The sequence below is a fragment of the Marinobacter alkalisoli genome, assembly GCF_045449795.1.
Taxonomy (GTDB): domain Bacteria; phylum Pseudomonadota; class Gammaproteobacteria; order Pseudomonadales; family Oleiphilaceae; genus Marinobacter.
In genome coordinates, this window is record NZ_JBJJLB010000006.1 from 112,771 (window position 1) to 136,109 (window position 23,339).

The 23,339-nt window shown below is 57.9% G+C and carries 25 protein-coding genes; 12 read left to right on the plus strand and 13 right to left on the minus strand.

What is annotated here, in order from left to right:
- Positions 1–32: 32 nt before the first annotated feature.
- Together ACJO3M_RS02290 and ACJO3M_RS02295 are read left to right on the plus strand one after the other, a co-directional pair.
- The gene (locus tag ACJO3M_RS02290; protein ID WP_406999346.1) at positions 33–1,445 is read left to right on the plus strand and encodes a sodium-dependent transporter; all 1,413 of its coding nucleotides are present in this window, start codon (positions 33–35) and stop codon (positions 1,443–1,445) included.
- A gap of 163 nt (positions 1,446–1,608) precedes the next feature.
- On the plus strand, positions 1,609–2,436 hold the full coding sequence (locus ACJO3M_RS02295; protein ID WP_406999348.1) for a metal-dependent hydrolase: 828 nt from the start codon (positions 1,609–1,611) through the stop codon (positions 2,434–2,436).
- Positions 2,437–2,445: 9 nt separating this feature from the next.
- Here the strand turns inward: ACJO3M_RS02295 and ACJO3M_RS02300 are convergent, their stop codons facing one another.
- The 3 genes from ACJO3M_RS02300 to ACJO3M_RS02310 all read right to left on the minus strand — a co-directional run bounded on the left by ACJO3M_RS02300 (position 2,446) and on the right by ACJO3M_RS02310 (position 5,593).
- On the minus strand, positions 2,446–3,276 hold the full coding sequence (locus ACJO3M_RS02300) for an NAD-dependent protein deacetylase (protein ID WP_406999350.1): 831 nt from the start codon (positions 3,274–3,276) through the stop codon (positions 2,446–2,448).
- On the minus strand, positions 3,236–3,826 hold the full coding sequence (locus ACJO3M_RS02305) for a DUF1415 domain-containing protein (RefSeq protein ID WP_406999352.1): 591 nt from the start codon (positions 3,824–3,826) through the stop codon (positions 3,236–3,238). Before ACJO3M_RS02305 ends, ACJO3M_RS02300 begins: the two co-directional genes overlap by 41 nt.
- 180 nt (positions 3,827–4,006) lie before the next feature.
- The gene (locus tag ACJO3M_RS02310; RefSeq protein ID WP_406999353.1) at positions 4,007–5,593 is read right to left on the minus strand and encodes an ABC-F family ATPase; all 1,587 of its coding nucleotides are present in this window, start codon (positions 5,591–5,593) and stop codon (positions 4,007–4,009) included.
- Between the two features lie 183 nt (positions 5,594–5,776).
- Between ACJO3M_RS02310 and ACJO3M_RS02315 the strand changes: the two genes are divergently transcribed.
- Together ACJO3M_RS02315 and ACJO3M_RS02320 are read left to right on the plus strand one after the other, a co-directional pair.
- Positions 5,777–6,055, plus strand: coding sequence for a peptidylprolyl isomerase (locus tag ACJO3M_RS02315; protein WP_012136473.1), 279 nt, complete (start codon positions 5,777–5,779; stop codon positions 6,053–6,055).
- Positions 6,055–7,005 (plus strand): VanZ family protein, encoded by a 951-nt coding sequence (locus tag ACJO3M_RS02320; protein ID WP_406999355.1) that lies wholly within the window; start codon positions 6,055–6,057, stop codon positions 7,003–7,005. The genes ACJO3M_RS02315 and ACJO3M_RS02320 overlap by 1 nt, the downstream gene beginning before the upstream one ends.
- Here the strand turns inward: ACJO3M_RS02320 and ACJO3M_RS02325 are convergent.
- Both ACJO3M_RS02325 and ACJO3M_RS02330 read right to left on the minus strand, forming a co-directional pair.
- Positions 6,978–8,180 carry a M24 family metallopeptidase gene (locus tag ACJO3M_RS02325; RefSeq protein ID WP_406999357.1) on the minus strand — a complete coding sequence of 401 codons (1,203 nt, stop codon included), beginning with the start codon at positions 8,178–8,180 and terminating at the stop codon, positions 6,978–6,980. The two genes, ACJO3M_RS02320 and ACJO3M_RS02325, sit on opposite strands and share 28 nt — an antisense overlap.
- A gap of 76 nt (positions 8,181–8,256) precedes the next feature.
- Positions 8,257–8,991 carry a DUF2059 domain-containing protein gene (locus ACJO3M_RS02330; RefSeq protein WP_406999698.1) on the minus strand — a complete coding sequence of 245 codons (735 nt, stop codon included), beginning with the start codon at positions 8,989–8,991 and terminating at the stop codon, positions 8,257–8,259.
- A gap of 214 nt (positions 8,992–9,205) precedes the next feature.
- Here ACJO3M_RS02330 and ACJO3M_RS02335 point away from each other — a divergent pair, with 214 nt between their 5' ends.
- On the plus strand, positions 9,206–9,889 hold the full coding sequence (locus tag ACJO3M_RS02335) for a transglycosylase SLT domain-containing protein (protein ID WP_406999359.1): 684 nt from the start codon (positions 9,206–9,208) through the stop codon (positions 9,887–9,889).
- Positions 9,890–9,985: 96 nt separating this feature from the next.
- On the opposite strand, the gene ACJO3M_RS02340 is transcribed toward ACJO3M_RS02335, so the two are convergent.
- Together ACJO3M_RS02340 and ACJO3M_RS02345 are read right to left on the minus strand one after the other, a co-directional pair.
- Positions 9,986–10,885, minus strand: a complete 900-nt coding sequence (locus ACJO3M_RS02340) for a LysR family transcriptional regulator (protein WP_406999361.1) — start codon at positions 10,883–10,885, stop codon at positions 9,986–9,988.
- Positions 10,886–11,329: 444 nt separating this feature from the next.
- On the minus strand, positions 11,330–13,012 hold the full coding sequence (locus ACJO3M_RS02345) for an AMP-binding protein (RefSeq protein WP_406999362.1): 1,683 nt from the start codon (positions 13,010–13,012) through the stop codon (positions 11,330–11,332).
- Positions 13,013–13,334: 322 nt separating this feature from the next.
- Between ACJO3M_RS02345 and ACJO3M_RS02350 the strand changes: the two genes are divergently transcribed.
- Together ACJO3M_RS02350 and ACJO3M_RS02355 are read left to right on the plus strand one after the other, a co-directional pair.
- Positions 13,335–14,249, plus strand: coding sequence for a glutathione S-transferase family protein (locus tag ACJO3M_RS02350; RefSeq protein WP_406999364.1), 915 nt, complete (start codon positions 13,335–13,337; stop codon positions 14,247–14,249).
- A 127-nt stretch (positions 14,250–14,376) separates the two neighbouring features.
- Positions 14,377–14,655, plus strand: a complete 279-nt coding sequence (locus ACJO3M_RS02355; RefSeq protein WP_406986968.1) for a YebG family protein — start codon at positions 14,377–14,379, stop codon at positions 14,653–14,655.
- Between the two features lie 35 nt (positions 14,656–14,690).
- Here ACJO3M_RS02355 and ACJO3M_RS02360 read toward each other — a convergent pair whose 3' ends face one another.
- Complete coding sequence (locus ACJO3M_RS02360) at positions 14,691–15,119, minus strand: Lrp/AsnC family transcriptional regulator (protein ID WP_406999366.1); 429 nt, start codon at positions 15,117–15,119, stop codon at positions 14,691–14,693.
- Positions 15,120–15,260: 141 nt separating this feature from the next.
- Here ACJO3M_RS02360 and astA point away from each other — a divergent pair, with 141 nt between their 5' ends.
- A complete protein-coding gene (astA, locus tag ACJO3M_RS02365; protein WP_406999368.1) occupies positions 15,261–16,328 on the plus strand; it encodes an arginine N-succinyltransferase in 1,068 nt (355 codons plus the stop codon).
- Positions 16,318–17,121, plus strand: coding sequence for a DUF1338 domain-containing protein (locus tag ACJO3M_RS02370; protein ID WP_406999370.1), 804 nt, complete (start codon positions 16,318–16,320; stop codon positions 17,119–17,121). The genes astA and ACJO3M_RS02370 overlap by 11 nt, the downstream gene beginning before the upstream one ends.
- A gap of 6 nt (positions 17,122–17,127) precedes the next feature.
- Here ACJO3M_RS02370 and ACJO3M_RS02375 read toward each other — a convergent pair whose 3' ends face one another.
- Positions 17,128–17,793 (minus strand): protein-L-isoaspartate(D-aspartate) O-methyltransferase, encoded by a 666-nt coding sequence (locus ACJO3M_RS02375; protein WP_406999372.1) that lies wholly within the window; start codon positions 17,791–17,793, stop codon positions 17,128–17,130.
- A 190-nt stretch (positions 17,794–17,983) separates the two neighbouring features.
- Here ACJO3M_RS02375 and ACJO3M_RS02380 point away from each other — a divergent pair, with 190 nt between their 5' ends.
- Positions 17,984–18,649, plus strand: a complete 666-nt coding sequence (locus tag ACJO3M_RS02380; protein ID WP_406999374.1) for an AbiTii domain-containing protein — start codon at positions 17,984–17,986, stop codon at positions 18,647–18,649.
- Positions 18,650–18,699: 50 nt separating this feature from the next.
- Here ACJO3M_RS02380 and ACJO3M_RS02385 read toward each other — a convergent pair whose 3' ends face one another.
- Positions 18,700–18,894, minus strand: coding sequence for a hypothetical protein (locus tag ACJO3M_RS02385; RefSeq protein ID WP_406999376.1), 195 nt, complete (start codon positions 18,892–18,894; stop codon positions 18,700–18,702).
- An 86-nt stretch (positions 18,895–18,980) separates the two neighbouring features.
- Here ACJO3M_RS02385 and ACJO3M_RS02390 point away from each other — a divergent pair, with 86 nt between their 5' ends.
- A complete protein-coding gene (locus tag ACJO3M_RS02390) occupies positions 18,981–20,639 on the plus strand; it encodes a L,D-transpeptidase family protein (RefSeq protein WP_406999378.1) in 1,659 nt (552 codons plus the stop codon).
- Here the strand turns inward: ACJO3M_RS02390 and ACJO3M_RS02395 are convergent.
- Complete coding sequence (locus ACJO3M_RS02395; RefSeq protein WP_406999380.1) at positions 20,636–21,517, minus strand: chemotaxis protein; 882 nt, start codon at positions 21,515–21,517, stop codon at positions 20,636–20,638. The two genes, ACJO3M_RS02390 and ACJO3M_RS02395, sit on opposite strands and share 4 nt — an antisense overlap.
- 189 nt (positions 21,518–21,706) lie before the next feature.
- Positions 21,707–22,402 carry a monofunctional biosynthetic peptidoglycan transglycosylase gene (gene mtgA, locus ACJO3M_RS02400; protein ID WP_406999382.1) on the minus strand — a complete coding sequence of 232 codons (696 nt, stop codon included), beginning with the start codon at positions 22,400–22,402 and terminating at the stop codon, positions 21,707–21,709.
- A gap of 142 nt (positions 22,403–22,544) precedes the next feature.
- Between mtgA and ACJO3M_RS02405 the strand changes: the two genes are divergently transcribed.
- Positions 22,545–23,057: a DUF2244 domain-containing protein gene (locus ACJO3M_RS02405; RefSeq protein WP_406999384.1), complete on the plus strand. Its 513-nt coding sequence runs from the start codon at positions 22,545–22,547 to the stop codon at positions 23,055–23,057.
- Positions 23,058–23,075: 18 nt separating this feature from the next.
- Here ACJO3M_RS02405 and ACJO3M_RS02410 read toward each other — a convergent pair whose 3' ends face one another.
- Positions 23,076–23,315, minus strand: coding sequence for a TIGR02647 family protein (locus ACJO3M_RS02410; RefSeq protein ID WP_406999386.1), 240 nt, complete (start codon positions 23,313–23,315; stop codon positions 23,076–23,078).
- Positions 23,316–23,339: the final 24 nt, after the last annotated feature.

Consider the following 23,339-nt stretch of genomic DNA (forward strand, 5'->3'; position numbering starts at 1 on the left):
CAACAAAAACAAGTACCAAGCAGGAGACAGCTATGTCTGTATCACAATCCGGGTCTGCCACCCATTCCGGTGAGCTGGAAGGCTCCAACGCCAAGCGCGGACTCTGGTCATCGCGCCTTGCCTTTATTCTCGCCGCCACCGGTTCCGCCGTCGGCCTCGGTAACATCTGGAAGTTCCCCTACGTAACGGGTGAAAACGGCGGCGGCGCCTTCGTTCTGGTTTACCTGCTCTGTATCGCCATTGTCGGCATCCCCATCATGATGGCTGAAGTCATGATCGGTCGTCGCGGTGGCCACAGTCCGGTTAACAGTCTGCGCGCGATTACCCAACGGGACGGGCTGAAACCCGCCTGGAAGCTGGTGGGCGCTGTGGGTGTCCTGGCAGGCTTCCTGATTCTCTCGTTCTATTCCGTGATTGGCGGCTGGGCCATTTCCTACGTCGGTACCACCGCCAGCGGCCAGCTCGCAGGGCAATCCGCCGACGCCGTCGGTGCCATTTTCTCCGGACTGCTCAGCAATCCGACCACCCTGCTGGCATGGCACACCCTTTTCATGGCGCTGGTCATGTTTGTGGTCGCGCGGGGTGTGCGCTCCGGACTGGAGCGGGCCGTCAGTATCCTGATGCCCGCGCTGTTCCTCTTGCTGCTAATTGTTGTGGGCTACGCCATGACCACCGGGCACTTCGGCCAGGCTGCCGCCTTCCTGTTCCAGCCGGATTTCTCCAAACTGACCACGTCCGGCATTCTGGTTGCCCTCGGGCACGCCTTCTTCACCCTGAGCCTGGGTATGGCGGTGATGATGGCCTACGGCTCCTACCTGCCCAAGAACATCTCAATCGCCAAGACCTCCATCACCGTCTCGGTGATCGACACCGGCGTGGCCCTGCTTGCTGGACTGGCCATCTTCCCGATCGTCTTCGCCAATGGCCTTGAACCGGGCGCCGGCCCCGGCCTGATCTTCCAGACCCTGCCGCTGGCCTTCGGCCAGATGCCCATGGGCTCGCTGTTTGGCACCCTGTTCTTCGTGCTGCTGATTTTCGCCGCCTGGACCTCGGGTATTTCCCTGCTGGAACCCATTGTAGAATGGCTGGAAGAGCAGAAGAGCATGAACCGCACGGTCAGCACCCTGACTGCCGGCATCGTCTGCTGGGCGCTGGGGATCGCCTCGATCCTGTCCCTGAACCTCTGGGCCGACTTCGCCCCCCTCGGCTTTGTGCCGATGCTGGAAGGCAAGACCATCTTCGACCTGCTGGACTTCTTCACCGCCAACATCCTGCTGCCGCTGGGCGGATTGCTGGTTGCCCTTTTCGCGGGCTGGGTAATGTCACGCCAGGCCATGGAGAAAGAACTGTCACTGTCACCGGCTATGTTCAACCTGTGGTTCGTGACCGTCCGTTTTGTTACCCCGGTCGCGGTCGGCGTGGTGTTTATCTACAACCTGCTGTAACCCCACCAGGAGGCGGCATCTGCCGCCTCCTTCCCTCTCCGTCACTGCGCTCTCTTTGCCCCTTTCCATCTCTGACCGCATTCTGTCCCTTTATAACCGGACGAAGCGCTGGCTGTCCCAGTACAGTTGACCATGTAGGACAATGAATCAGAGAGGTCACACTATGACTGCAGTAACCGCATCGTTTCCCGTACGCCGCCAGGACTTCGGTTTTGAGGAAGTGCCACGGCACTGGGTCGACAGTGACCCATTCATGACGCACCTGTTCAACGCCCTGTCCGCCCTGTTTCCGGATGGTGAACGTTTCTTCGTGGACAGTGTTCGCGCGGTACGTGATCAGATCAATGACCCGCAGCTGCAGAAAGACATTGGCGCTTTCATTGGACAGGAAGCCATGCACGCAAAAGAGCACGGTCACTTCAATGAGGGTGCGATTGAGCAGGGTTTTGACATCAAGAAGCTGGAACGCTGGACCCGCGGTTTCCTGTCAGCGAAGAACCTGCCGCTGCTGAATAACAAACGGGTTCACCTGGCCGCAACCGTAGCTCTGGAGCATTTTACCGGCATCCTGTCCGCCCAGTTGCTCAAGCGCGAGGATATGGTCAATGCCATCGACCCTTCCATGAGAACGCTGTGGGCGTGGCACTGTATTGAAGAGAACGAGCATAAGGCCGTTGCCTTCGACACCTACGAGACGCTGTATGGCAAAGGCGTGGTGGATTACGCCATCCGCATGGGCACCATGGCCCTGATCACCACCCTGATCATGGTGGCGATTCACTCCTTCATCGTGGAGCTGATGCGCGAAGACAAGCAACTGCTGAACCTGCGCTCCTGGGCCAAGGGCCTGAACCGCGTCTGGGGTCCGAAGGGTATGTTCACCGCGATCATTCCCGAGTACCTGGACTACTTCAAGCCCAACTTCCACCCCTGGCAGCACGACACCAACTTCCTGCTGCGGAAGTGGCGCAAGCAGCTCGGTTACGACTGAGCCAGCCTTTTACAGCCGGTCGAGCGAGGCCCTCAGGGTCTCGCCGATTCCGGCATCAAGCTTCAACGCCACCATTTCATCAGCTCGAGTACGGCCACGCGTCAACGCTGCAATAGGCTTGCCCCACTCCCTGGCATAACGGCAGAAACGGAACCCGGAATACACCATCAGGGACGAACCAATCACCAGCAGACCGTCACTGGCCCTGAGAGTATCCAGCGCCGTCGTCACCCGCTCCTTCGGCACGAAATCCCCGAAGAACACCACATCCGGCTTGAGAATCCCGTCGCACTCGGGACAATTCGCCAGACGAAACTCCGAAAAATCCACCTCCAGATCCGCATCCCCGTCGGGGGCCGTTTCCGCAGTAAAGTGACGGAAGCCCGGATTCAGATCGGCACAGCGATCGTGCACCTCATCCCGGCCACAGCGATACCCACACCCCATACAGACCACCTGATCCGCACGACCATGCAGATCATTGACGGCCCGCGTACCCGCCCGCTGATGCAGACGATCCACGTTCTGGGTCACCACCAGGGTGCTGTGGTTAAGCAGTTCAAGATCAGAAATATAATGATGAGCAGGATTGGGACGAGCATTACGAATCACCGGCCAGCCAATCAGACTGCGCCCCCAGTAGCGACGACGCACATCCACACTGGCCATAAACTCTTGATGCTGAACCGGTTGCTTACGCTTCCAGGCCCCCTCGTGATCGCGATAATCAGGAATCCCGGAATCCGTACTGACCCCCGCCCCGGTGAGAATCATCAGGCGGGGATAACGATGGATGAACTCAGCCAGTTGCCGGCCGGCCACCTCCGGATTCTCCATCATCACCCTCCTTACGGAAACAGGCGGCCAGCAGAGACCGCATCTTCTCGACACCCAGTTCTTCTACCCGCTGAATATTACGCTCCGGAATCTGCTCCGGATCGGGATACCCCTCAATCGCCCGCTCAAGACTCTCCTCCCGCAACAGATGCAGCATAGGGAACGGCGATCGATTGGTGTAATTCTCAGCGTCATCCGGCTGGGTGCCACCGAACTGATATTCCGGGTGGAAACTGGCAACCTGGTAAACCCCTTCCAGCTCCAGATAGACCAACAACCCATCTGCCGCGTCCAGGAATTCATTGTAAAGCGCAAAGTCCTGCAGCACACCCGGGTGAATCAACAAGGTCGTTTCAACGTCCGGTTCGTCCTCCAGACGCTGAAGCTCGGCATGCAGCGCCTGCAGAAGTTCGTCCTCGGTCTCCGCATCCGACACCACAAACCGAACCCGGTCCCTGACCAGCTCCCGCTTGGCAAACGGACACAGATTAAGGCCGACAACAACGTCTTCGACCCATTTGCGGGTCGTATCAATAATCTCAGCCTCAACCACGCTCATTTCCCCAGTTTGTTCGAAGGCCACTCACAGGTATGAGCGGACGGGTGGGTAGGCCTTTCCAAAACTGTGCGGAGCCATGGATGGCGGAGCCCAAGCGTCACACGGATGTGCCGAAGGAGCGTGTTTTGGAAAGGCCTACCCACCCGTCCGCCACCACCCATAGTCTAAACAGAATCAGAGGTAACCCTGACTCCGAAGGTAATCATCATAACTACCACTGAAGTCAGTAATGCCATCAGACTTCAACTCAATAATCCGCGTAGCCAGCGAAGAAACAAACTCCCGATCATGGCTGACAAACACCAACGTCCCAGGATAATTCTCCAGCGCCAGATTCAACGCCTCAATGGACTCCATATCCAAATGGTTCGTCGGCTCATCCATCAGCATCACATTCGGCTTCTGCAGAATCAGCTTACCAAACAGCATACGCCCCTGCTCACCACCGGAAATCACACTGACCATCTTGCCAATATCATCTCCCGAAAACAGCATCCGCCCCAACGTACCGCGAACCAACTGCTCGCCGCCCGTGGTCCACTGAGCCATCCAGTCGGTCAGATTCATATCCTCAGCGAAGTCGGCCGAGTGATCCTGGGCGTAATAGCCCACCTGGGCGCTGTCGGTCCACTTAACGTCACCACTGTCCGGCGCCAGAGCACCCGCCATACACTGCATCAGCGTCGTTTTACCGATACCATTAGGACCGATAATAGCCACCCGCTCCCCCGCTTCGATCTTCAGGTTGAGCTTGTCAAACAGCGGTTCGGCATCAAACCCCTTAGTCAGATCGTTGAGCGTTACCGCCTGGCGATGCAATTTTTTGGTCTGCTCGAAACGGATAAACGGACTCACACGGCTGGACGGCTTCACCTCCTCCAGCTGGATCTTGTCGATCTGACGGGCGCGGGACGTCGCCTGCTTGGCCTTGGAAGCGTTGGCAGAAAAGCGGCTGACAAACTGCTGCAGCTCGGCAATCTGCGCCTTCTTCTTGGCATTATCCGCCATCATACGCTCGCGAGCCTGGGTCGCGGCGGTCATATACTCGTCATAATTGCCCGGGAACAGACGCAGTTCACCGTAGTCCAGGTCCGCCATATGAGTGCAGACGCTGTTAAGGAAGTGACGGTCGTGGGAGATGATGACCATGGTGCTGTTACGGGCCACCAGGATGTTCTCCAGCCAGCGGATGGTGTTGATGTCCAGATGGTTAGTCGGCTCATCCAGCAGCAACACGTCTGGATCCGAGAACAACGCCTGGGCCAGCAGTACCCGCAACTTCCAACCCGGCGCCAGCGCACTCATCGGCCCCTCGTGCTGATTCAGGGGGATATCCAGGCCCAGCAACAGCTCACCGGCGCGGGATTCAGCCGTGTAGCCGTCCATCTCGGCGAACTGCACCTCCAGGTCCGCCACGGCCATGCCGTCTTCTTCACTCATTTCCGGCAGCGAGTAGATGCGATCACGTTCTTTCTTGACGTTCCACAGCTCCTCGTGTCCCATGATCACGGTGTCCATCACCGAACAGCTTTCATAGGCAAACTGATCCTGGCGCAGCTTGCCCAGACGGATATTCGGCTCCAGCATAACCTGCCCCGCGGACGGCTCCAGATCACCACCGAGAATTTTCATGAACGTGGACTTGCCGCAGCCATTGGCGCCAATCAGACCGTAGCGGTTGCCATTGCCGAACTTGACGGATACGTTTTCAAACAGGGGTTTTGCCCCGAATTGCATGGTGATATTAGCGGTGGAAATCAAGAAACAGACCTGTCTAAGTAGGAGCCGGACGAGCCGGCAGAGAAAAACGGGCATTGTACAGGTTTGGCGAGCCAACCGTGAGACAGAAGAAACACGGATAAAAAGCACTTGCCTCAGGACCGCCGGGCGGGCAGCATTCCTACCCTGAAGTACACATTCATTGAAACCAACAGGACAACACCCATGACACAGGCAACCGCGCGCCACATCCTGGTAGACAGCGAAGCGAAATGCGAAGAACTGAAAAAAGCCATCGAAGGTGGCCAGGATTTCGCTGAAGTCGCGAAGCAGCACTCTTCCTGCCCGTCCGGTCGCAACGGCGGTGACCTGGGCTCCTTCGGCCCGGGCCAGATGGTTCCGGAGTTCGACAAGGCGGTATTCAACAGCGACCTGAACACCGTGATCGGCCCCATCAAGACCCAGTTTGGTTACCATCTTCTGGAAGTGACCAGCCGGAGCTGATGAGTACCGAATCTCTGCCATGGAACGCCCACAAGGGCCAGCGACTGAGGTTGCTGGCCCTTGTGGGCGCTCTGGTGATAGCCCCGCTGTTTTTCACCGGTGGTCCGGACTGGTCTTCCGGCCCCCTGCACAAGTCCGTATGGAACCTGGGGCACATTGTGTTTTTCGGACTTCTGACCTACGCCATCCATCCCTGGAGGCGGCTCAGTGGCGGGCGACTGTGGCTGGCAACCACCACCGTTGTGCTGGCGGTCGGCCTCGTCATTGAGTTTCTGCAGTCCGGTCTGGGACGCCAGGACGACTGGCACGATGTGTGGCGAAACCTGGTCGGCGCCTGGCTGATCCTGGCCTTTCGGCCTGTTCTGGACCCTTCCACAAAGCTCCACCTCCGCCAGCGAATGCTGGCAGCGATCGCCGCGGTACTGGTGATTTTCGAACTGGGATTAACCGGCATTGTCGCCACTCAGCAATTCCGGATCAGCCAGCAGTTGCCGATGCTTTACGATTTCAGCCATACCGACCCCACCCCCTTCTGGAGAGGGAACCTTACTCCATCGGACCACCATGGGGACATCAACGGACAAAGCCTGAAAATCTCTCTCAGCACCCGGCTCTATTCCGGCGTCACCCTGGATAACCTGCCGGTCGACTGGCGTGATTACGAACAACTGACCGTGGCACTGTTTAACCCGGATGAGACAGTGCTTCCGCTAACTCTGAGAGTGAACGACGTCGAGCATGAAAGGGGCGCCAACATTTACAGCGACCGCTACAACACGCGGTTGACGCTGGAACCAGGGTTCAACAGCTACACGCTGAATCTGTCAGACATCAGGAATGCGCCGCGTAACCGGACCATGAACATGGACGACATCCGCAGACTGGGCCTGTTCGCCACCAGCCTGCCTGCACCACGAACCCTCTACCTGCTGGATCTGCGGCTGGAGTGAGCCAGCGTCCAGGGATTGCGGGTCAGGCATTCGGTGCCCTTGTCCGTAACCAGAATCGTCTCGCTGCAGCCAATGCCCCATTGCCCCGGAACTCTCAGACAGATGGGCAGGTGGAAGACCATGCCTGGCTGGAACGCGGATGACTGGCCACGAGCGATGAATCCCGAGCCTTCGACCCAGGAAGGCGGGAACTGTGCGCCGACCGTGTATCCAAAAACACCCGAGAAGAACACCTCTTCTGCCAGTGGCTCCAGGGCTTTCTCGGCGGCCTGGGCGGCGGAATCGAAAGTGGCTCCCGGCCTGATGGCGTTGAGCAGGGCATCCACCACGCGGCGGCATCCGTCAAACACCATCTGCATCTGGCGGGTGGGGTCTCCCACCACCACGGTTCGCATCATAGGTGCGGTGTAACGTTGCCAGGCGGCGCCGAATTCCAGAAACACAACATCTCCGGCTCCCACGGGGCGGCGCTTGTGGTTAGTGTGAATCACCCCACTTCGGGAACCCACTGTGACAATGGGCTGCATACTCATGAATTCACTGCCAGCGGACAACAGGGCTTCCGCCCCGATTGCGGCAATGTCATTGTCAGTCATTCCGGGCCGGATCGCTGAAACAGCCGCTTCCAACCCGATCGCCGTGATTCCGGCACTTTCCCGCAGGTACTCCAGCTCAGCGACAGACTTCACCTTGCGGATTTTTTTCAACAGTGACCCACTGTCCACGAAACGGACATCCGGCAACCGCGCCCGAATCCCCTCAATGACGCCATGACGCAGGGAACCGTGCCAGAAATCAACGCCGACCCGGTCCTCATAGCCGGTCAACGCATCGATCAGTGGTATCAGGACCTCACCGATCCCTTCCCAACGATACCCCACCACGCGCGATACCCTCGTGGTTACCATGGCCGGCCCCATCTCAATGGACGGCACCTGCAGCAGCAGATCGGAAGGAGTAACAACCAGAGCAACATGCACCGACACTTCAAAGGTGCTGTAGCCAGTGAGGTAGAAGATATCAGCAGGATCTGTCATCAACAGCGCACTGATATCTTCTTCCGACATGCGGGTGCGTACCCGGGCCAGCCGCTGCTCGAACTCATCAGGCGAAAACGGACATTCTTCACCTCTGGCGGTACCGGATAGCACTTTCTGGTACGCATTAAAGTCCATCTGGGCACTCCTCAAACATAGCCCTCTATCTTGAGGGTGGACCCATATGATGAGTTATTCAACTATCCACGCACGATCAACTGGCAGGGCTGAGCATTCTCACCATTTGGCTGCCGATGGACTCAATGGGATCGGTAATCGCCTGCTGGATACTGTTGGTCACTACCCGTGAAAACTGCGATCCCGCGTCACTTTCCAGAAACTGGATGTACAGGTCCAGTTCGGCGGCGCTGATATCCCGGTAGGTGAACAGATAGCTGTCATAGACCTGTTGGCTTACCATGCCCTCAAGCATGCCACGCTGGCCTTCAATCTGACGCTGGATCTGATCAAAAGAAGCGCCATTGTCGCCCTTGAACGCAGCCAATGCCGACGCCAGCCCCAGCTGCACGGCGATGGAGGTATCCACCGCACTCTCCGTCGCCCGGGATGCCTTGTCAAACCGATCAAACATCCCCGCCCGCTCACTGCCCCGGAACTGACGATTCAGCTCCGGGGCCCTGGCCTGTATCTCCGCCCAGGCTTCCGGCCGCGAGGCCGCTACTTCCGCTTCCGCAATCTTTTTCGCCACGGGAGTGTCGTACCATTCCATGACCGACTGCAACTGCTGGTCGTTGAGCGATGCTTCCAGGTCGGAGACAATCTGCGCCTGGATTTCCGCCGCGTTATAACTACCACTGACCACCTGGCCGATGGAATCGGCGACAAAGGGCGGTACCCGGCCGCTTTGTTTGAGTCCCTGCCGTATCCCCTGGCTCATCATCGCCGGGTACTGGGCAACAATGTCGTCAATGGGTGAAGCCTCCAACACGGTTTCCGCGGAAGGGGCTGCGTGGGCGGCAGTGCCCCACAGCAAAACGATGAATACTAAAACGGGTTTAATTTGGGAAAACGCTTTCATGGCCTATCATCCGGAAAGATTGATGGGCGGTTTATGCCATGACGAACTTGCCGCCTGCAAGCCAAAAAGGGGGGAGTTTGATGACAAATTGGTATGGTGACAGGAGGCCGTGGTTCTCCAGCCCATGAGTAAGCGCAAAAAACGTCTTAATGTCTGGAAGTCGCGGCTCAGGTGGTTCGGGCTGCCAACCCTCGGACTGGTTGTCGCCATCTGGGCAACCCTGCGATTCAGTCTACTCGCCCCCAGCCCGCCACTGCGGCAGGACAATGTCTGCGAGATCTTCCGAGAACATCCGGTCTGGTACGACTATGCAAAAGCCTCGCAAGAGAAGTGGGGCACGCCAATCGCTACCCAGATGGCGTTTGTGTACTACGAGTCCTCATTCCGCAGCCACGCCAGGCCGCCGAGAACCCGGCTCTGGGGCTTCATTCCCTGGAGCCGGCCCACAACCGCCTACGGTTATGCCCAGGCACTGGATCCAGCGTGGGGAGAGTATCTGGAAGCCAACGGGGACGGCCTGTTTGTGGTGCGAACCCACATGGAACACGCGCTGGATTTTGTCGGCTGGTACAACTACCTGACCAACCGGAAGCTGGGCGTGTCGTTCTACAGCCCGCAGAAGCTGTATCTGGCCTATCATGAAGGCAGAACCGGCTACGCACGCCGGAGTTACGATGCCAAACCCGAGGTGGTCGACCTGGCATCCCGGGTGCAAACCCGGGCTTTCCGCTACGACAACCAGCTCAAGGCCTGTGAGCAGGAGTTCCAGTGCTGGCGCTGGTACCAGTTCTGGCCATTCTGTGGCTAGACATTTGTCGGGTTACGCTTCGCTAACCCGACCTACGCGGGAGTTCGAGATCCTATTTGTAGGTCGGATTAGCGAAGCGTAATCCGACAACCAGACTCAAAACGTGCTGCTGATTTCGATCACCGACTCCAGGGACTGGAGGCGGTCCACCAGATACTCCATCACGATACGAACCCGCGCCATTTGCTGGGTGTCCTGGTGAACGTGAAGCCACAGGTCCACACTCTCACCTTCCAGAGGATCGGACAGACGCCGCAGCTCCCGGGTGCTTTCCCCCAGGTAGCAGGGCAATACCGCTAGACCGGCGCCGGCCCTGGCCAGGGCATGCATGGACTGCAGGCTGTTGCAGCGTATAACCGATGACACATTCTTCAGGTGCTTGCGATACCAGCGACCGGTCGCCAGATGGCTGAAGGTCTCATCGGGAACAATCCAGACACACCCCTCCGGCTGGTTTTCAACATCCATATTACGATTGCGCCGGCAGTAGCGTGCCGAGCCGTAGACGGCTGACTCAACGGCAGCAATTCGCTCACCCTCAAGCGTGGCCTGGGGTTTGTTTTCCGGGCGCAGGGTCAGGTCCGCTTCCCGGTGACTGAGATTGGCCACATCGTTGTCCGTGAGAACTTCCAGCTCAATGTCCGGGAACTCACGCACCAGTTCCGCGAGAATCGGGCTCAGCAGCTCGTTCATCATCAGGTCTTCAGCGGCCAGACGCACCTTACCCACTGGTGCCGAGTCCTGCCCCACCAGCTTACGTTCGAGATTTTCCATCTCGGTGGACAGCCTTGCAGCTTCCCGGAACGCTGTTTCCCCCACCGGCGTGAGCTGCAAACCGTCCCGGTTGCGTTCAAAAAATTGCACACCCAGCGACTCTTCCATCTGATCAAGTCGTCTTAAAACAGTGGTTTGGTGCACACCCAGTATTTCTCCGGCTTTGGCGAGCGTTCCACCTAATGCCAGCGCGTGTATGTATCGAAGATAGTCCCAGTCCATAGTTACTGCATATTTGCAACGTGAGTACGGATTTTAACGTATTCCAACTGCAAAAAAGAGTCCTTAGAATTAAGTGTAAATTAAAGGTAGATCGCTAATTAACCCACCAGAGAAAAAGGAGGAAGGCGCTATGACTCAAAAGCATATCGCAACCGTTCAACCCCTGCCGTCCAGTATCCTCCACAACAGTGCTGAGGTCAGGCGCCAATATACCCGTGCTGCAGCAAAGCAGGCGGTTCAGTTGATTAGCAGGAAGATGCGCATTATGGGCAGGAAAGCTCAGACTGCAACTCCGGACTTGCCGCAGATGGTTCAGGGCGGCCACTAACACAGGCCGGCAATGGCCAGTGAGTTCGAAGTGAAGTAAACAGGGATGTAGAGAAAGGAATTCTAAAACACCGGTGGCAACGCAAACGCGGGCCACCGGTGTTTTGCGTTAAGGGGTCAGAATTCCCAGACCACCTTGGCCTTCTGGCCGAACCACTCATCCATTTTCCGGGTGTAGTAATTCTCGATCACGTTGCGCTTGATCTTCATGGTGGGTGTGAGCATGCCGTTTTCCATGGTCCACGGCTCTTTCACCACCACCACAAACGCCAGCTTTTCGTGGCCCTCGCATTGCGCGTTCACCGCATCCAGCTCATGCGCCAGCTCCTGTTCCAGTTCGGCACGGCTGCCGCCGGTTTCCAGCTCCTCTCTCGCCTCGTCCGACAGCAGTACCATCAGGCAGGGTTGCGGCTGGTTGGCACCAGCGACACACACCACTTCGGCCTTCGGGTGATTGAAACGGTTTTCGATCGGCACGGGCACCACGTACTTGCCCTTTGAAGTCTTGAACAGATCTTTCACCCGCCCGGTAATGCGGAGACAACCGTCACTATCGATTTCCCCCATGTCACCGGTTTTCAGGAAGCCGTCATCGGTGATGTCTTCCCGGGTTTTCTCCTCGTTCTTGTAGTAACCCAGCATCTGCCCGGGGCTCTTGACCTCGACTTCACCGCCGTCACCAAGACGGTGCTCCACACCCGGGTTGGCCATACCAACGGTGCCCACTTTCGCCTGCCCGGGTCGGTTGGCATGGGAATACCCGAAGTTCTCCGACATGCCGTAGACCTCCAGCAACTCCAGGCCCAGGCTGCGGTACCAGGCAATAATTTCCGCTGACAGAGGAGCCGCACCGGTCAGTGCGGCACGGCAGTGATCCAGCCCCAGTTGTTTGAGAACCTTCTTTTTCACGATGCCGTTGAGAATCGGGATATTGAATAACAGTTTCTGCTTTTTCGGTGGCAGCTTGGCATTGACGCCCAGGTAGAACTTCATCCACAAACGCGGCACTGAGAAGAACAACGTCGGGCGTGCACGCTGCAGGTCTTCCTGGAAGGTATCCAGTGAGTTGGCGAAATACAGATGAAAACCGTAATACAGCGACTGGGTTTCAACTGCGGCCCGCTCCGCGACGTGAGCCAGCGGCAGGTAGGACAGCATTCGTTCGTCCGAGGTCACCGGGAATAGCTGCTGCAGGCCGTCAGCCACCGATATCATAGTGCGGAAACTGTGCATGACACCTTTCGGGCGCCCTGTGCTACCTGAGGTATAGACGATGGTGGCGAGGTCGTCGGGGTTGGGCAGAATCGGCTCCGCCGGCTCACACTCGGCAATAATCTCAAGCCACTTTGGTGTGTCATCCCGCGGCGACAGTGGCAGGGAAATGATGGGCAACGCCTCGGGAATATGCCCCTTGATATCGTTCCAGCCGTCGGCGGTGCCATCGAGTTTGCCAAGGAACAGCAGTTTTGCCTCACTGTGCTCCAGAACGTAGGCGGCGGTATCACCATTCAACGTCGGGTAAAGGGGGACCGAAACATGCCCCGCCGCCCAGATAGCCAGGTCCGACAGGATCCAGTGGGCGCTGTTCTTGCCCAGGATGGCGATATTACTACGCTCGGGCAGTTCCAGACTGTCCAGGTGCGCGGCCATCCGAGACACCTGGTCAGCGGCCTCTTTCCAGGTGATGTCTTCCACCCGACCATCGGGAAACGGTTGTGTGAGGTAAACGTTATCGGGTGTGTGTCTTGCCCAGTGGTACAGGCAATGGAGTGATGTCTGTTTATCTGTATCTACAGCCATGAACGGCTCCTTGTTGTTATTGTATAAGCGCCAGTAATTATTCTGTTTCCACTGCATACTACCGGTATTTCAGCTTTCCTCAATAGCCGGACGTGCCTCCGTAACTGACTGATTCGTACTTTGTTCCACTTCCCACATTTCATTCGTGACACTCCGTCATAATGGTCTACATTGAAGGGCTGTGCGTATACCACGGGTCACTGCAGGAGAAGCCCATGAAAACAACAAGTCGCTCGCCTCTGATTTTCCCGGCCTGGGGGCTTATTCTGATAGGCTCTGCTGCATTCATTTACTGCGCGTCCGCGGGGTTATTAACAACTTGATGCAAGAACTCGTTCTCTACCATTACGCCATGTCTCCGTTTTCGGAGAAAATTCGCGTCATGCTTGGCTATGCCGGTCTGGGCTGGCAATCAGTCACCGTAAAGGAAATGCCTCCCCGACCTGCCCTTGAGGCCATTGCCGGTGGTTACCGCAAAATCCCCGTCGCCCAGAACGGCGCCGATGTGTTCTGTGACAGTCGCAGCGTGGCGGCTGAAATCGCCCGCCTGAGCGGCCGCAATGAACTGATTCTGGAACAACAGCCCGCTGAGGTTCAGGCGTTCGTCCGGGAGACCGATCTTGAAACCTTCCTGGCCTGTGTCATCGCAGCCAGCGACGGGCGCATGCTGAAAAAGCTGATCAAAGATACCTCCCTGCTGAATGCGTTCCGATTCCTCAAGGACCGCATCAACATGGGGCGCAAATCCAGGGTCAAGGCTCTCAGGGGGCCGCAGGCAAAAGCCCACGTGCTTGCCCACATGGCAACCATGGAATCCATGCTGGAACAGGACTTCCTGTTTGGCGAGTCCCCCTGTATTGCCGACTTCTCCGCGTATCACGGGCTCTGGTTTGTGTGCGACCTGGCGGGAAAACCCTGGCTCAGGGACTTTCCCCGGGTTCAAGGCTGGATGGAGCGCATGAAAGGCTTTGGCCATGGCCAACCGGCTGAGATTACAGAGGATCAGGCGCTGGACATCGCCAGAAACGCCGTGCCCCGGGAACTGGACAACCAGTCCCACCACCAGCAGACCGGGCAGGCCGTCGATGTGGCGCCGGATGACTACGGCCGCGAGCCCGTCAGGGGCACACTGGTATTCGGCGATGCGGACACCCTCATCCTGCAACGCGAGCACCCACGTACCGGTAAGGTTCACGTCCACTTCCCGGCTCGAGGATTCACCATTACCACGGTGTGACTCCCTGCCCGCCTCTCAACCAGAACACTGTATACACATACAGTCTCCGTGTTGTACACTCACGCCATAAAGCGTAGCAACCACCCCACACCCGATCCTGCGGTGTGGGGGCCCAATGGAGAGATTCATGGCGGTACAAGCACTGTATTACTCGGAAAGGGATGGACTGGAGATGGCGTTGAAACACCCGGATACCCTGCTGTTCTCATCCAAGGCGGAAGCCGATGCCAGAGACAAGGTACTGGAGCTCGCCGAGGAGATCACCCAGTTCCTGCAGGCCCGGGTCGAAGGTCTGGATGAAAACCTGGCGGAAAAGGCGGCATTGGCCATCGCCGAAGAAAAGGACCTGTTTGGCAAGGCCCTGAAGAAGCCGGCCCTGCTGAACCAGAGCACCCTGCCGGAATAAAGCCGGACGACGCGCCCAGGGACGGGCACTCGCCGCTAGCGCCGGAACCTGGTTTCCAGCACCACCGCCGAATTGGTCCGCTCCACCCCTTCCAGATTACCAATCTCATCCAGCACTGCACTCAACTCTTCCAGAGACTGGGCCTGAACAATGGCTATCAGGTCATACTCTCCGCTCACCGAGAACAGCTGCGACACCTGGCTGATGCTATCCAGCGAGGCATTGGTTCGGGCTGTGAGCTTCTGGTAGACCTTGATGGACACGTGGGCCTCAACCTGATTAGCGGCATGGGCATCTCCCAGTTGCACGGAGTATCCCTTGATCACCCCGTTACTCTCCAGCCGGCCAAGCCGATTCTGTACCGTGGATCGCGACAAGTGGAGCGCACGCGCCAGGTCCGAAATACTCATTCGCGCGTTCTGGCGCAACAGCAACAGCAGCTTCTGATCTTGCTTGCTTAGCATATTGTCAACTTACTTAGTCATTTTGACTCATCTTTTCATTATTTCGATCATTTCGCCACTACAAATTACCGCTTACCCCTTACATACTGACCCGCAAGAAAACACGACAAAAGAACCACCAGCCGACTGCGGGGACTGCCGATGATTATCCGCCCAATTCAGTACAGGGATCTGCCAGCGCTGCAGGAGATTGCACGGGAATCCGGCCCCGGATTCACCTCACTGGTTGACGACCGGACCTATCTGGAAAGCAAGATTCGACACGCCATCGACAGTTTCGGACGCGACATCCAGCGGCCGGGCAACGAGCACTACCTGTTTGTTCTGGAGGACGAAAAAACCGGTGATATCATGGGCACCACCGGTATCGAAGCCTCTGCCGGGCATGAACGCCCCCTTTGCCACTTCAGACGGGAAACCGGGAATCTTATCCGCTGTAGCCACTATACGGGCTGCAGCGAAATCTGCAGTCTGTACCTGCGCCCCAGATACCGGCAGGCGAACGCCGGCAAGCTGCTGTCAAAGGTGCGCTTCCTGTTCATGGCACAGAACCCCCAGCGGTTTTCCTCCACCATCATTGCCGAGATGCGGGGCGTCTCCGATGCCGGTGGCCAGTCCCCTTTCTGGAACTGGCTGAAAACCCGTGCCGGCGACCTGGATTTTGCCACCGTCACCCGGCTGGCCGGGACCGGAACGCCCGAGTTCATGGATACCATACTGCCGGCTGGTCCGCTTTCCGTAACCGACATTCCACCGGAAGCGCAGCGGGTCATCGGACAGGTTCATGAACAGACGCGACCGGCACTGAAGATGCTGGAAGCCGAGGGGTTCCGCCATACCGGATTTGTCGATCTGTTTGATGCCGGCCCCACGGTTGAAGCGGAACTGTGCGACATCATCAGCATCAAACTCTCCAACCAGTGTCAGGTTCAGGTGGTGGACGACAGCATGACCGCGATTACCCGACATCAGCCTGGCAACCGCAACCAGGCTATGCTGATTACCAATACGGAGACGGCGGATTTCCGAGCCACGGTCACTGAAGCAGCGACCTGGCTCCCCCATCACAACCTGCTCACTGTGCCGGAATCCCTGGCGCGAGAGTTGGGCCTGGTGGACGGCGGCATGACCCGCTTCCTGCCACTGGCGCAGGCCGCAGCAAGAACCGAATTCCACTCCCGGGCACCGGAGGTCAAATATGCACACTGATCGCAATAAACTGTTTCAGCACCTGTGGGACAACTACCGCGAGGTAACCCCCTCAGCCGAGAAAATTCACCGGATTCTCGGGGCTGCGGAAGGTCAGCGCATCGTGAATGACCACATCGCCCTGCGCACGTTCAACCTTGCACCCGTAGGTCTTGAGGCGCTGGCCGAACATTTCACGTCGCTCGGATACCACCAGGGCGGCGAGTACCATTTCGAAGCCAAGAAACTCTATGCCCGACACTATGAGCACCCGGATCCTGTCGCCCCCAAGGTTTTCATATCGGAACTTCTGACCGAACAGTGCTCCCCGGAATTGCAGACCATCGCCAGCGAGCTGGTGGCGCAGATTAACCCTGAGGATGTACAGGCGGACAACTTTCTCTACTCCGGACGGCACTGGGACATTGAGCATGCCACCTATGAAACTCTACTGCAGGAAAGCGAATATGCGGCCTGGTTGGCCGCCTGGGGGTTCCGGGCCAATCATTTCACCGTAAGCATCAACCAGCTTAACCAGTACCAGACGGTGGCGGAGATCAACCAGTTGCTCAAAGACAACGGCTACCGGGTCAACGATTCCGGCGGGGAGATCAAGGGCTCGCCGCAGGAACTGCTGGAGCAGTCCTCCACCATGGCGGACCGGGTTCCGGTACGGTTTTCCGACGGAACGGCGACCATACCCAGCTGTTTCTATGAATTTGCCCTGCGCTACCCCGAAGCCAGCGGCAAACTCTACCCCGGGTTTGTGGCGGCTTCAGCGGACAAGATCTTTGAAAGCACCAACGCGGGTTGACGGTTGTCAGCCGGGCTCCTCCGGCCAGCCCGCGGCGCCCAGAAGCGGGACAAAGCGCACGCCACCCAGACTCTCCCGTTCGTATCCGGTTGCCGATATCCGGGTAAGACGAACCAGGTCCTGGCTGGTGTGCTCTCCACCCACGGGCATAACCAGCCGGCCACCCACAGCCAACTGATCGGTCAGGGCAGGCGGAATGGATGGTCCACCGGCGGCAACAACGATGCCATCAAACGGGGCCACCTCCGGCCACCCCAGCGTGCCATCGCCACAGCGTACCTGAACGTTGCCAAACGCCTCGTTGCGCAACACCGCCCGGGCACGCTCCGCCAACGCCGGCAAGCGCTCAATGCCAAAGACCTCCCCGGCGATGCAGGCCAGCACCGCGGCGCAATAGCCGGATCCGGTACCGATATCCAGTACTTTTTCCCCACCCTGCAATGCCAGCGCCTCGATCATCAGCGCCACTACGTACGGTTGGGATATTGTCTGTCCTTCACCAATGGCCAGGGGACCGTCCTCATAGGCGAGGTGCTGTATGCCATCAGGCACGAATCGCTCCCGCCGTACACGGCGCATGGCGGCCAGAACCAGCAGTGAGGCAATCCCCCGCCCCTCAATCTGGCGTTCAACCATCGCTAGCCTGAGCGCATTGAAATCGGGCTTTTTCATCATCCCCCCCTGATTTCACTCCATGGGTCGCAGCCACCTTACTTTAGGTAACAAAACACCTACGTTTAACAATGGACGTCGAGCATTCGCCTGACTACTTTTTCAACCATAGCCTTCGATAGACCTCGCAGGCCACCAACAAAAACAACAAGGCAGTTGCCATGCTGCCGTGTGAGACAGGAGATCGGGAATGTCCGAACCGGTGAACCATCTGGAGGAACGAACGCGGGATGCCAATGAGCTCCTGGAAGCAATAATGCCTTCCGCCATCACTCTGGCAATGATGCTCAGGCACCGCAAAATGGCGACCTGGCTGCGCACCGAATTTGAGGGCTACAGTGACAGCACACAGGCACCTCCATACCGACGGGGTCTCCCCGGTCACATCGTTGCCCGCTCCCCCCAGTACGGCTGGATTCCCGCCCCGGTGGATGACAAACAGAAACTGGACTACGGCCATCTTGACCTGACGGATGGCATCAAGGCCCTGGAGAAAATCTGCCTGAACTGCAAAAAAGGCAACGGCAACCGGGTCCTGTTACCGCCGGACGACATGGCGGACCTGCAATCCCGGATCAATCTGAGTGCTGAACTGGCCATCAACGTCAGCCGTGATACCTACTCAGGGGTCCTGAAAGCCGTTCGGGCCGCCATTTATCTGTGGACCCAGGAACTGATGGCAAAGGGTGTTGGCGGCGAGCACAACTCCTTCAGCGCCGAGGAACGCAGCAAAGTGGCCACACTGGATGAGCCCGAACAGTTCTGGCGTCGCGCGATGTCCGAGTTGGACAACCTGCCCATTCCGGACACCAGGGAGGTTGGCTTTTTCGAACGCGTCTTCGGGCGCACCGGGTGATCTGACCAGGAGCGCCCCGGCTGGTCTTCTGTCGGGGCTCGCATCCCACTTCAGTATGTGACACGGTGTCGATCAAAGATCTCCTGGATTTCCCGCTCCTCCCCCGAGGGAATCAACACTTTGATCACCTGGTTTTCCTTATCCAGGTAGACCGACTCTCTGGGCAATCCCGTTGCCAGTAAATCCTCTTCGGTGTTCCTCGCCTGATCAATATCCTCGTAATGTCCGTTCACTGTCTTGTTCATTGGGCACACCTCCTTTTTAACCGCCCATTTTAAGTCTAGGATTAACAGCAGGACTGTTCAATTTTTGCCCGCTCTGGAGAGAAAGGATGTCCTCAGGATTTACGGTTGTACGAGGGATACTCATGCTGGTGCTGTGTCTGTGGTCCCTGAGCAGTCTGGCAAACGATGCCATCCGCGAGCGTGTGCAAGCCATCCACCAGGGATTTCCGGTCAGTGCGCTGGGAGAGCCACTACTGGCAATGGATACCCTGTCGGCATTCTACCGCCACAGGGGCTATGCCCTGGCATGGACCCGGGACGAGGATCGGGAAGCCTTACTCAGAACCATCAGAGAGTCAGCGCGCCACGGCCTGACACCCGCCGACTACCATTACAACCTGCTCGCCAGCTTTGCAGCACAGCCCCCTGACGACCTGGATCCCGAGTCCAGAGCGGACCTGGACATGCTGTTGACTGACAGCCTGCTGCTGCTTGCCTCTCACCTGCTGGATGGCAAGGTGAACCGGGAAACACTGGAGGCGGAGTGGACAGCCAACCGTCACGGTCGCCGCCTGGACGAGGTGGTTGCCCGGGCCCTGGAAAATCAAACCATCGGTACCCTGCTTCGTTACCTGGCTCCTTCCCAGCGTGACTACCAGCAACTGCTGGAAGCACGGACATTCCTGCAATCCCTGCTCACCGTTCCCTGGAAACCGGTTGCCGGAGGCCCAACCATTCGCCCCGGCATGACCGACGACCGGCTGCCAACCATCCGTCAGCGCCTGGCTGCCCTGGGGGACTTCATGCCCACCGAATCACTGGAAGATCAGGTCATTGAGCGCCACTACGATGACAGACTAATGTCAGCGGTGATGAGATTCCAGGCCCGCCATGGGCTGGATACAGACGGATTGATCGGCCCGCAGACGCTTGCGGCCTTTAACATCACCCCGCAACAGAAGCTGACCCAGCTTGATGCCAACCTGGAACGCTGGCGATGGTTACCCGATGAGCTTGGGGAAACCCATGTCATCGTGAACATTGCCGGGTTCGAGCTACGCATGGTGAAAGATGGCACGGAGGTCCTGAACACCCGGGTGATCGTCGGGCGACCATACCGGCAAACACCGGTCTTCCGCGATCAGATCCGCTACCTGGTGTTCAACCCGACCTGGACGGTTCCCCGCACGATCATGATCGAAGACCAGTTGCCCATCATACGGCGGAACCCGGACTACCTGCGCACGATGGACTTCACCGTCTACCGCGGCTGGGGCGCGGACCGGGAATGGGTTGACCCTGAAACCATCGACTGGTGGCTGCTTTCAGAGAACCATTTCCCGTTTCAGCTTGTACAGGAGCCAGGGCCCCGCAACGCGCTGGGACAGGTCAAGTTCATGTTCCCGAACCAGTTCGACATATACCTGCACGATACCCCCGCCCGGGCACTCTTTACCCGCAGCGAACGCACGTTCAGCTCGGGCTGCATTCGCGTCGAAGACCCATTCCGGCTTGCCAGCCTGCTGCTGGAGGAGGAAAACGGCTGGACCCGGGAGCATGTCGACAAACTGGTCAGTTCCCGGCAACTGACCACGGTCTATCTCAAACAACCAGTGCCTGTGTATCTGGAGTACTGGACTACCTGGGTCGACAGTGACGGCACCCTGCAGTTTCGCAACGACGTCTACGAGCGCAACCCACGGCTGATCTCAAGACTGACGACAACGTCGCCGACCCTGTCACCGGACCAGGCCAGTTCGGATTAGTGTTCAGAACCACGCAGCATTGCCTGCATCAACTCGTTCGCATCAAACTTGGTCAATGCCTCATTGGCGCCAACCTGATTGGCATAACTGAGGCTCATTTCGCTGTTCAGGGAAGTGTGCAGAATAATGTAAGGCTGTTTGAGCGACGTGTTATCCCGGATATTGAAGGCCAGCTCGTAGCCGTCCAGCCCCGGCATTTCAATATCACTCACCAGGATATCCACGGGCTGATCGACAGCAGCCGCCTGCAGCATAATGTCCAGGGCGCTCTGGCCGTTGCTGGTCACCTCATAGGAAATGCCCTTGCTGTCCAGTACATCGGAAAGCTGTTTGCGGGCCACCTGGGAGTCGTCCACCAACAGGATCCGCTGCGCGCGCAGGGTTTCACTCTCCACATCCGTCAAGGCTGCGGCATCGGTATTGACGGCAGAAGGGTAAACCTTGGAAAGTAGCAGCTCGACATCCAGCAACTGAATCAGTTCACCCTCCAGATCCAGCAGTCCCGTAACAAATGCCTGGTCACCCAGGGCGGTCGGTGGTGACTGAACCTGTTTCCAGTCAGCCTCAATAATCTTGTTGACGCTGCGCACCACAAAACCGATTTCCTGACGCTGGATATCCGTCACAATAATAGAGCTGACCTTCTGCTCCTCCGCACTCAATGGCCGCCCGCCCACGGCCGCCGCCATATCAATCACCGGTACCGCAGCACCACGAAATGACATAGTGCCAAGCACCGCGGAATGGCTATGCGGCAACCGGGTCAGCCGGGCAAACGGCAGTATTTCGCGGATTTTCAGTGTCCCGATGGCGAAAGGCTTTTGTCCTGTCAGGCTGAACAGCAGCAGTTTCTGGGAATGGGCGGTTTGTCTGGACATAACGGGCGCGAATCCTTTGGCAAGGTAACGATAGCAACACTGTAACAAAGCCGGTCCGGGGGAAGGTACTGGTGTGTCCCCGTTCGTGAGCACAGCTCATCCGGACGGTCAGATTGCCATATTCCCACCAAAAGAGTGTATCGATTTCGTTACACCTGCTCCTGTGCCGACCACCTGCCTGTTAGCGGGTTACATTTCCCGCAGATACCCCGGTCCCGACAGCTGATGCATCTGCCTCTCCACCCAGCCTGCACGCTCCCATACATACGCGGAGGGATTGCCCGCACTCAGCACTTTCGGGTTGGGCAGCACTGCGGCAAGCCTCGCCGCCTGGGATGGCGAGAGATAGCGGGCGCTGATACCGAAATACGCCTGGCTGGCCGCCTCGACGCCGTATATTCCCGGACCGAACTCAGCAACGTTGAGATAGACCTCCAGAATCCGCTGTTTTGACCAAAGGGCTTCGAGCCCCAGCGCCAGTCCCGCCTCAAGGGCCTTGCGGATAAAGCTCCGGCCATTCCAGAGAAACAGGTTCTTGGCTGTTTGCTGGGTTATGGTGCTGGCGCCCCGCAGGCCGTCACCCGCCCGGTATTCCGCCAGGGCCTTGCGGATCGCGGCGAAATCCACCCCCCAATGGTCGGGAAAACGCTGATCCTCACTCGCGACGACCGCCAGGGGCATCCACCTGGAGATGCTGTCGTAGTCGATCCACTGCTGATGGACTTTGTTGTCGGGATGGCTGATGCCATAGGCCAGCATGAAAGCCGTGGTGGGTGGATTGATAAACCTGAACAGCAACAGGACAGCCACCAACAGCACCAGCAATCCGGCAAATCCCCGGACGAGGAACCGGACAATGCGCCGCGGGAAAGTTTTGTTCGCCAAATGGAAACTCCGATGTACACGCAACTATGCTAAGGGTAGACAGTATGTCGTGGTTCTCGTCCCATTTGAATTACGGCTCCGTCAGGCAACGGTAACCATCGATACCGGCCATTCTGGCGTATACGGTTGCGGGGTAAGGCCGATGGTAGAACACCTAGAATCCGAAGAAGGCGTCAGGTTGCTACTGACACCCAACCAGTCACTGACCTGGCAGGGTAATGTCCGCGTGTGGGCAGCCCTCTTCACCCTGTCACTGGTTATCGCAACAGGCATGGCGCTGGCGGGCGCCTGGGTGGTGATGCCCTTTGCCGGCATTGAACTGGTGGCCCTGGCTGCCGGCATCTACTACACCGCCAGGGCCTGTCAGCTGCGGGAAGTTCTGTCCATCTCCCCCGGCAATCTGACTCTGGAAAGGGGCCGGCGCACAAAACAGGCAGAATGGACAATACCCCGTCGCTATGCCCGCATTCGCGCCGACATGCCACAACACCCGTTTACACCCCCCAAGCTGTTTCTCTGCTATCGGGAACAGAACATACCCCTGGGCGCTTTCCTCAACGTGGAGGATACCCAGATTTTGCTGCGTATCCTCGAAGGAAAGGGGGTGAGCATTGATCGCAGGGCACCGGAACCAGACATCGGGTTCTGGTATTGACTCCCTATCGATCCGAAATCACGGGCTGGACAGAATGGACTGGAGCTTCTGGGTCAACTCCACCGCTTCACTGCCGAGATTGGTCAGATAACCACCATCCTGCTGGGTGATCAACCCCTTCTGGTGCAGCCGTTCGGCGGCTTTCACGATGTCCTCAGGCGCGGAATGCTGGTGTACCTTGATGCCTTCCTGGGTTGAGGAAGAATCGAACTGCGTGAGCAAATTCAGTTCAGCAAGATGATCAGGGGAAAAAGCCATGGACGATCCTCGTAAGATATTGAA

What these genes read in the sequence shown, in the direction of transcription:
- astA (WP_406999368.1), top strand. Translation starts at nt 15,261, where the DNA reads ATGATTATCCGCCCAATTCAGTACAGGGATCTGCCAGCGCTGCAGGAG.
- ACJO3M_RS02390 (WP_406999378.1), top strand. Translation starts at nt 18,981, where the DNA reads ATGTCCTCAGGATTTACGGTTGTACGAGGGATACTCATGCTGGTGCTG.
- ACJO3M_RS02405 (WP_406999384.1), top strand. Translation starts at nt 22,545, where the DNA reads ATGGTAGAACACCTAGAATCCGAAGAAGGCGTCAGGTTGCTACTGACA.
- ACJO3M_RS02300 (WP_406999350.1), bottom strand. Translation starts at nt 3,276, where the DNA reads ATGATGGAGAATCCGGAGGTGGCCGGCCGGCAACTGGCTGAGTTCATC.
- ACJO3M_RS02290 (WP_406999346.1), top strand. Translation starts at nt 33, where the DNA reads ATGTCTGTATCACAATCCGGGTCTGCCACCCATTCCGGTGAGCTGGAA.
- ACJO3M_RS02350 (WP_406999364.1), top strand. Translation starts at nt 13,335, where the DNA reads ATGCAAGAACTCGTTCTCTACCATTACGCCATGTCTCCGTTTTCGGAG.
- ACJO3M_RS02335 (WP_406999359.1), top strand. Translation starts at nt 9,206, where the DNA reads ATGAGTAAGCGCAAAAAACGTCTTAATGTCTGGAAGTCGCGGCTCAGG.
- ACJO3M_RS02355 (WP_406986968.1), top strand. Translation starts at nt 14,377, where the DNA reads ATGGCGGTACAAGCACTGTATTACTCGGAAAGGGATGGACTGGAGATG.
- ACJO3M_RS02370 (WP_406999370.1), top strand. Translation starts at nt 16,318, where the DNA reads ATGCACACTGATCGCAATAAACTGTTTCAGCACCTGTGGGACAACTAC.
- ACJO3M_RS02395 (WP_406999380.1), bottom strand. Translation starts at nt 21,517, where the DNA reads ATGTCCAGACAAACCGCCCATTCCCAGAAACTGCTGCTGTTCAGCCTG.
- ACJO3M_RS02375 (WP_406999372.1), bottom strand. Translation starts at nt 17,793, where the DNA reads ATGAAAAAGCCCGATTTCAATGCGCTCAGGCTAGCGATGGTTGAACGC.
- ACJO3M_RS02320 (WP_406999355.1), top strand. Translation starts at nt 6,055, where the DNA reads ATGAGTACCGAATCTCTGCCATGGAACGCCCACAAGGGCCAGCGACTG.
- ACJO3M_RS02360 (WP_406999366.1), bottom strand. Translation starts at nt 15,119, where the DNA reads ATGCTAAGCAAGCAAGATCAGAAGCTGCTGTTGCTGTTGCGCCAGAAC.
- ACJO3M_RS02380 (WP_406999374.1), top strand. Translation starts at nt 17,984, where the DNA reads ATGTCCGAACCGGTGAACCATCTGGAGGAACGAACGCGGGATGCCAAT.
- ACJO3M_RS02325 (WP_406999357.1), bottom strand. Translation starts at nt 8,180, where the DNA reads ATGGACTTTAATGCGTACCAGAAAGTGCTATCCGGTACCGCCAGAGGT.
- ACJO3M_RS02345 (WP_406999362.1), bottom strand. Translation starts at nt 13,012, where the DNA reads ATGGCTGTAGATACAGATAAACAGACATCACTCCATTGCCTGTACCAC.
- ACJO3M_RS02315 (WP_012136473.1), top strand. Translation starts at nt 5,777, where the DNA reads ATGACACAGGCAACCGCGCGCCACATCCTGGTAGACAGCGAAGCGAAA.
- ACJO3M_RS02340 (WP_406999361.1), bottom strand. Translation starts at nt 10,885, where the DNA reads ATGGACTGGGACTATCTTCGATACATACACGCGCTGGCATTAGGTGGA.
- ACJO3M_RS02410 (WP_406999386.1), bottom strand. Translation starts at nt 23,315, where the DNA reads ATGGCTTTTTCCCCTGATCATCTTGCTGAACTGAATTTGCTCACGCAG.
- ACJO3M_RS02385 (WP_406999376.1), bottom strand. Translation starts at nt 18,894, where the DNA reads ATGAACAAGACAGTGAACGGACATTACGAGGATATTGATCAGGCGAGG.
- ACJO3M_RS02295 (WP_406999348.1), top strand. Translation starts at nt 1,609, where the DNA reads ATGACTGCAGTAACCGCATCGTTTCCCGTACGCCGCCAGGACTTCGGT.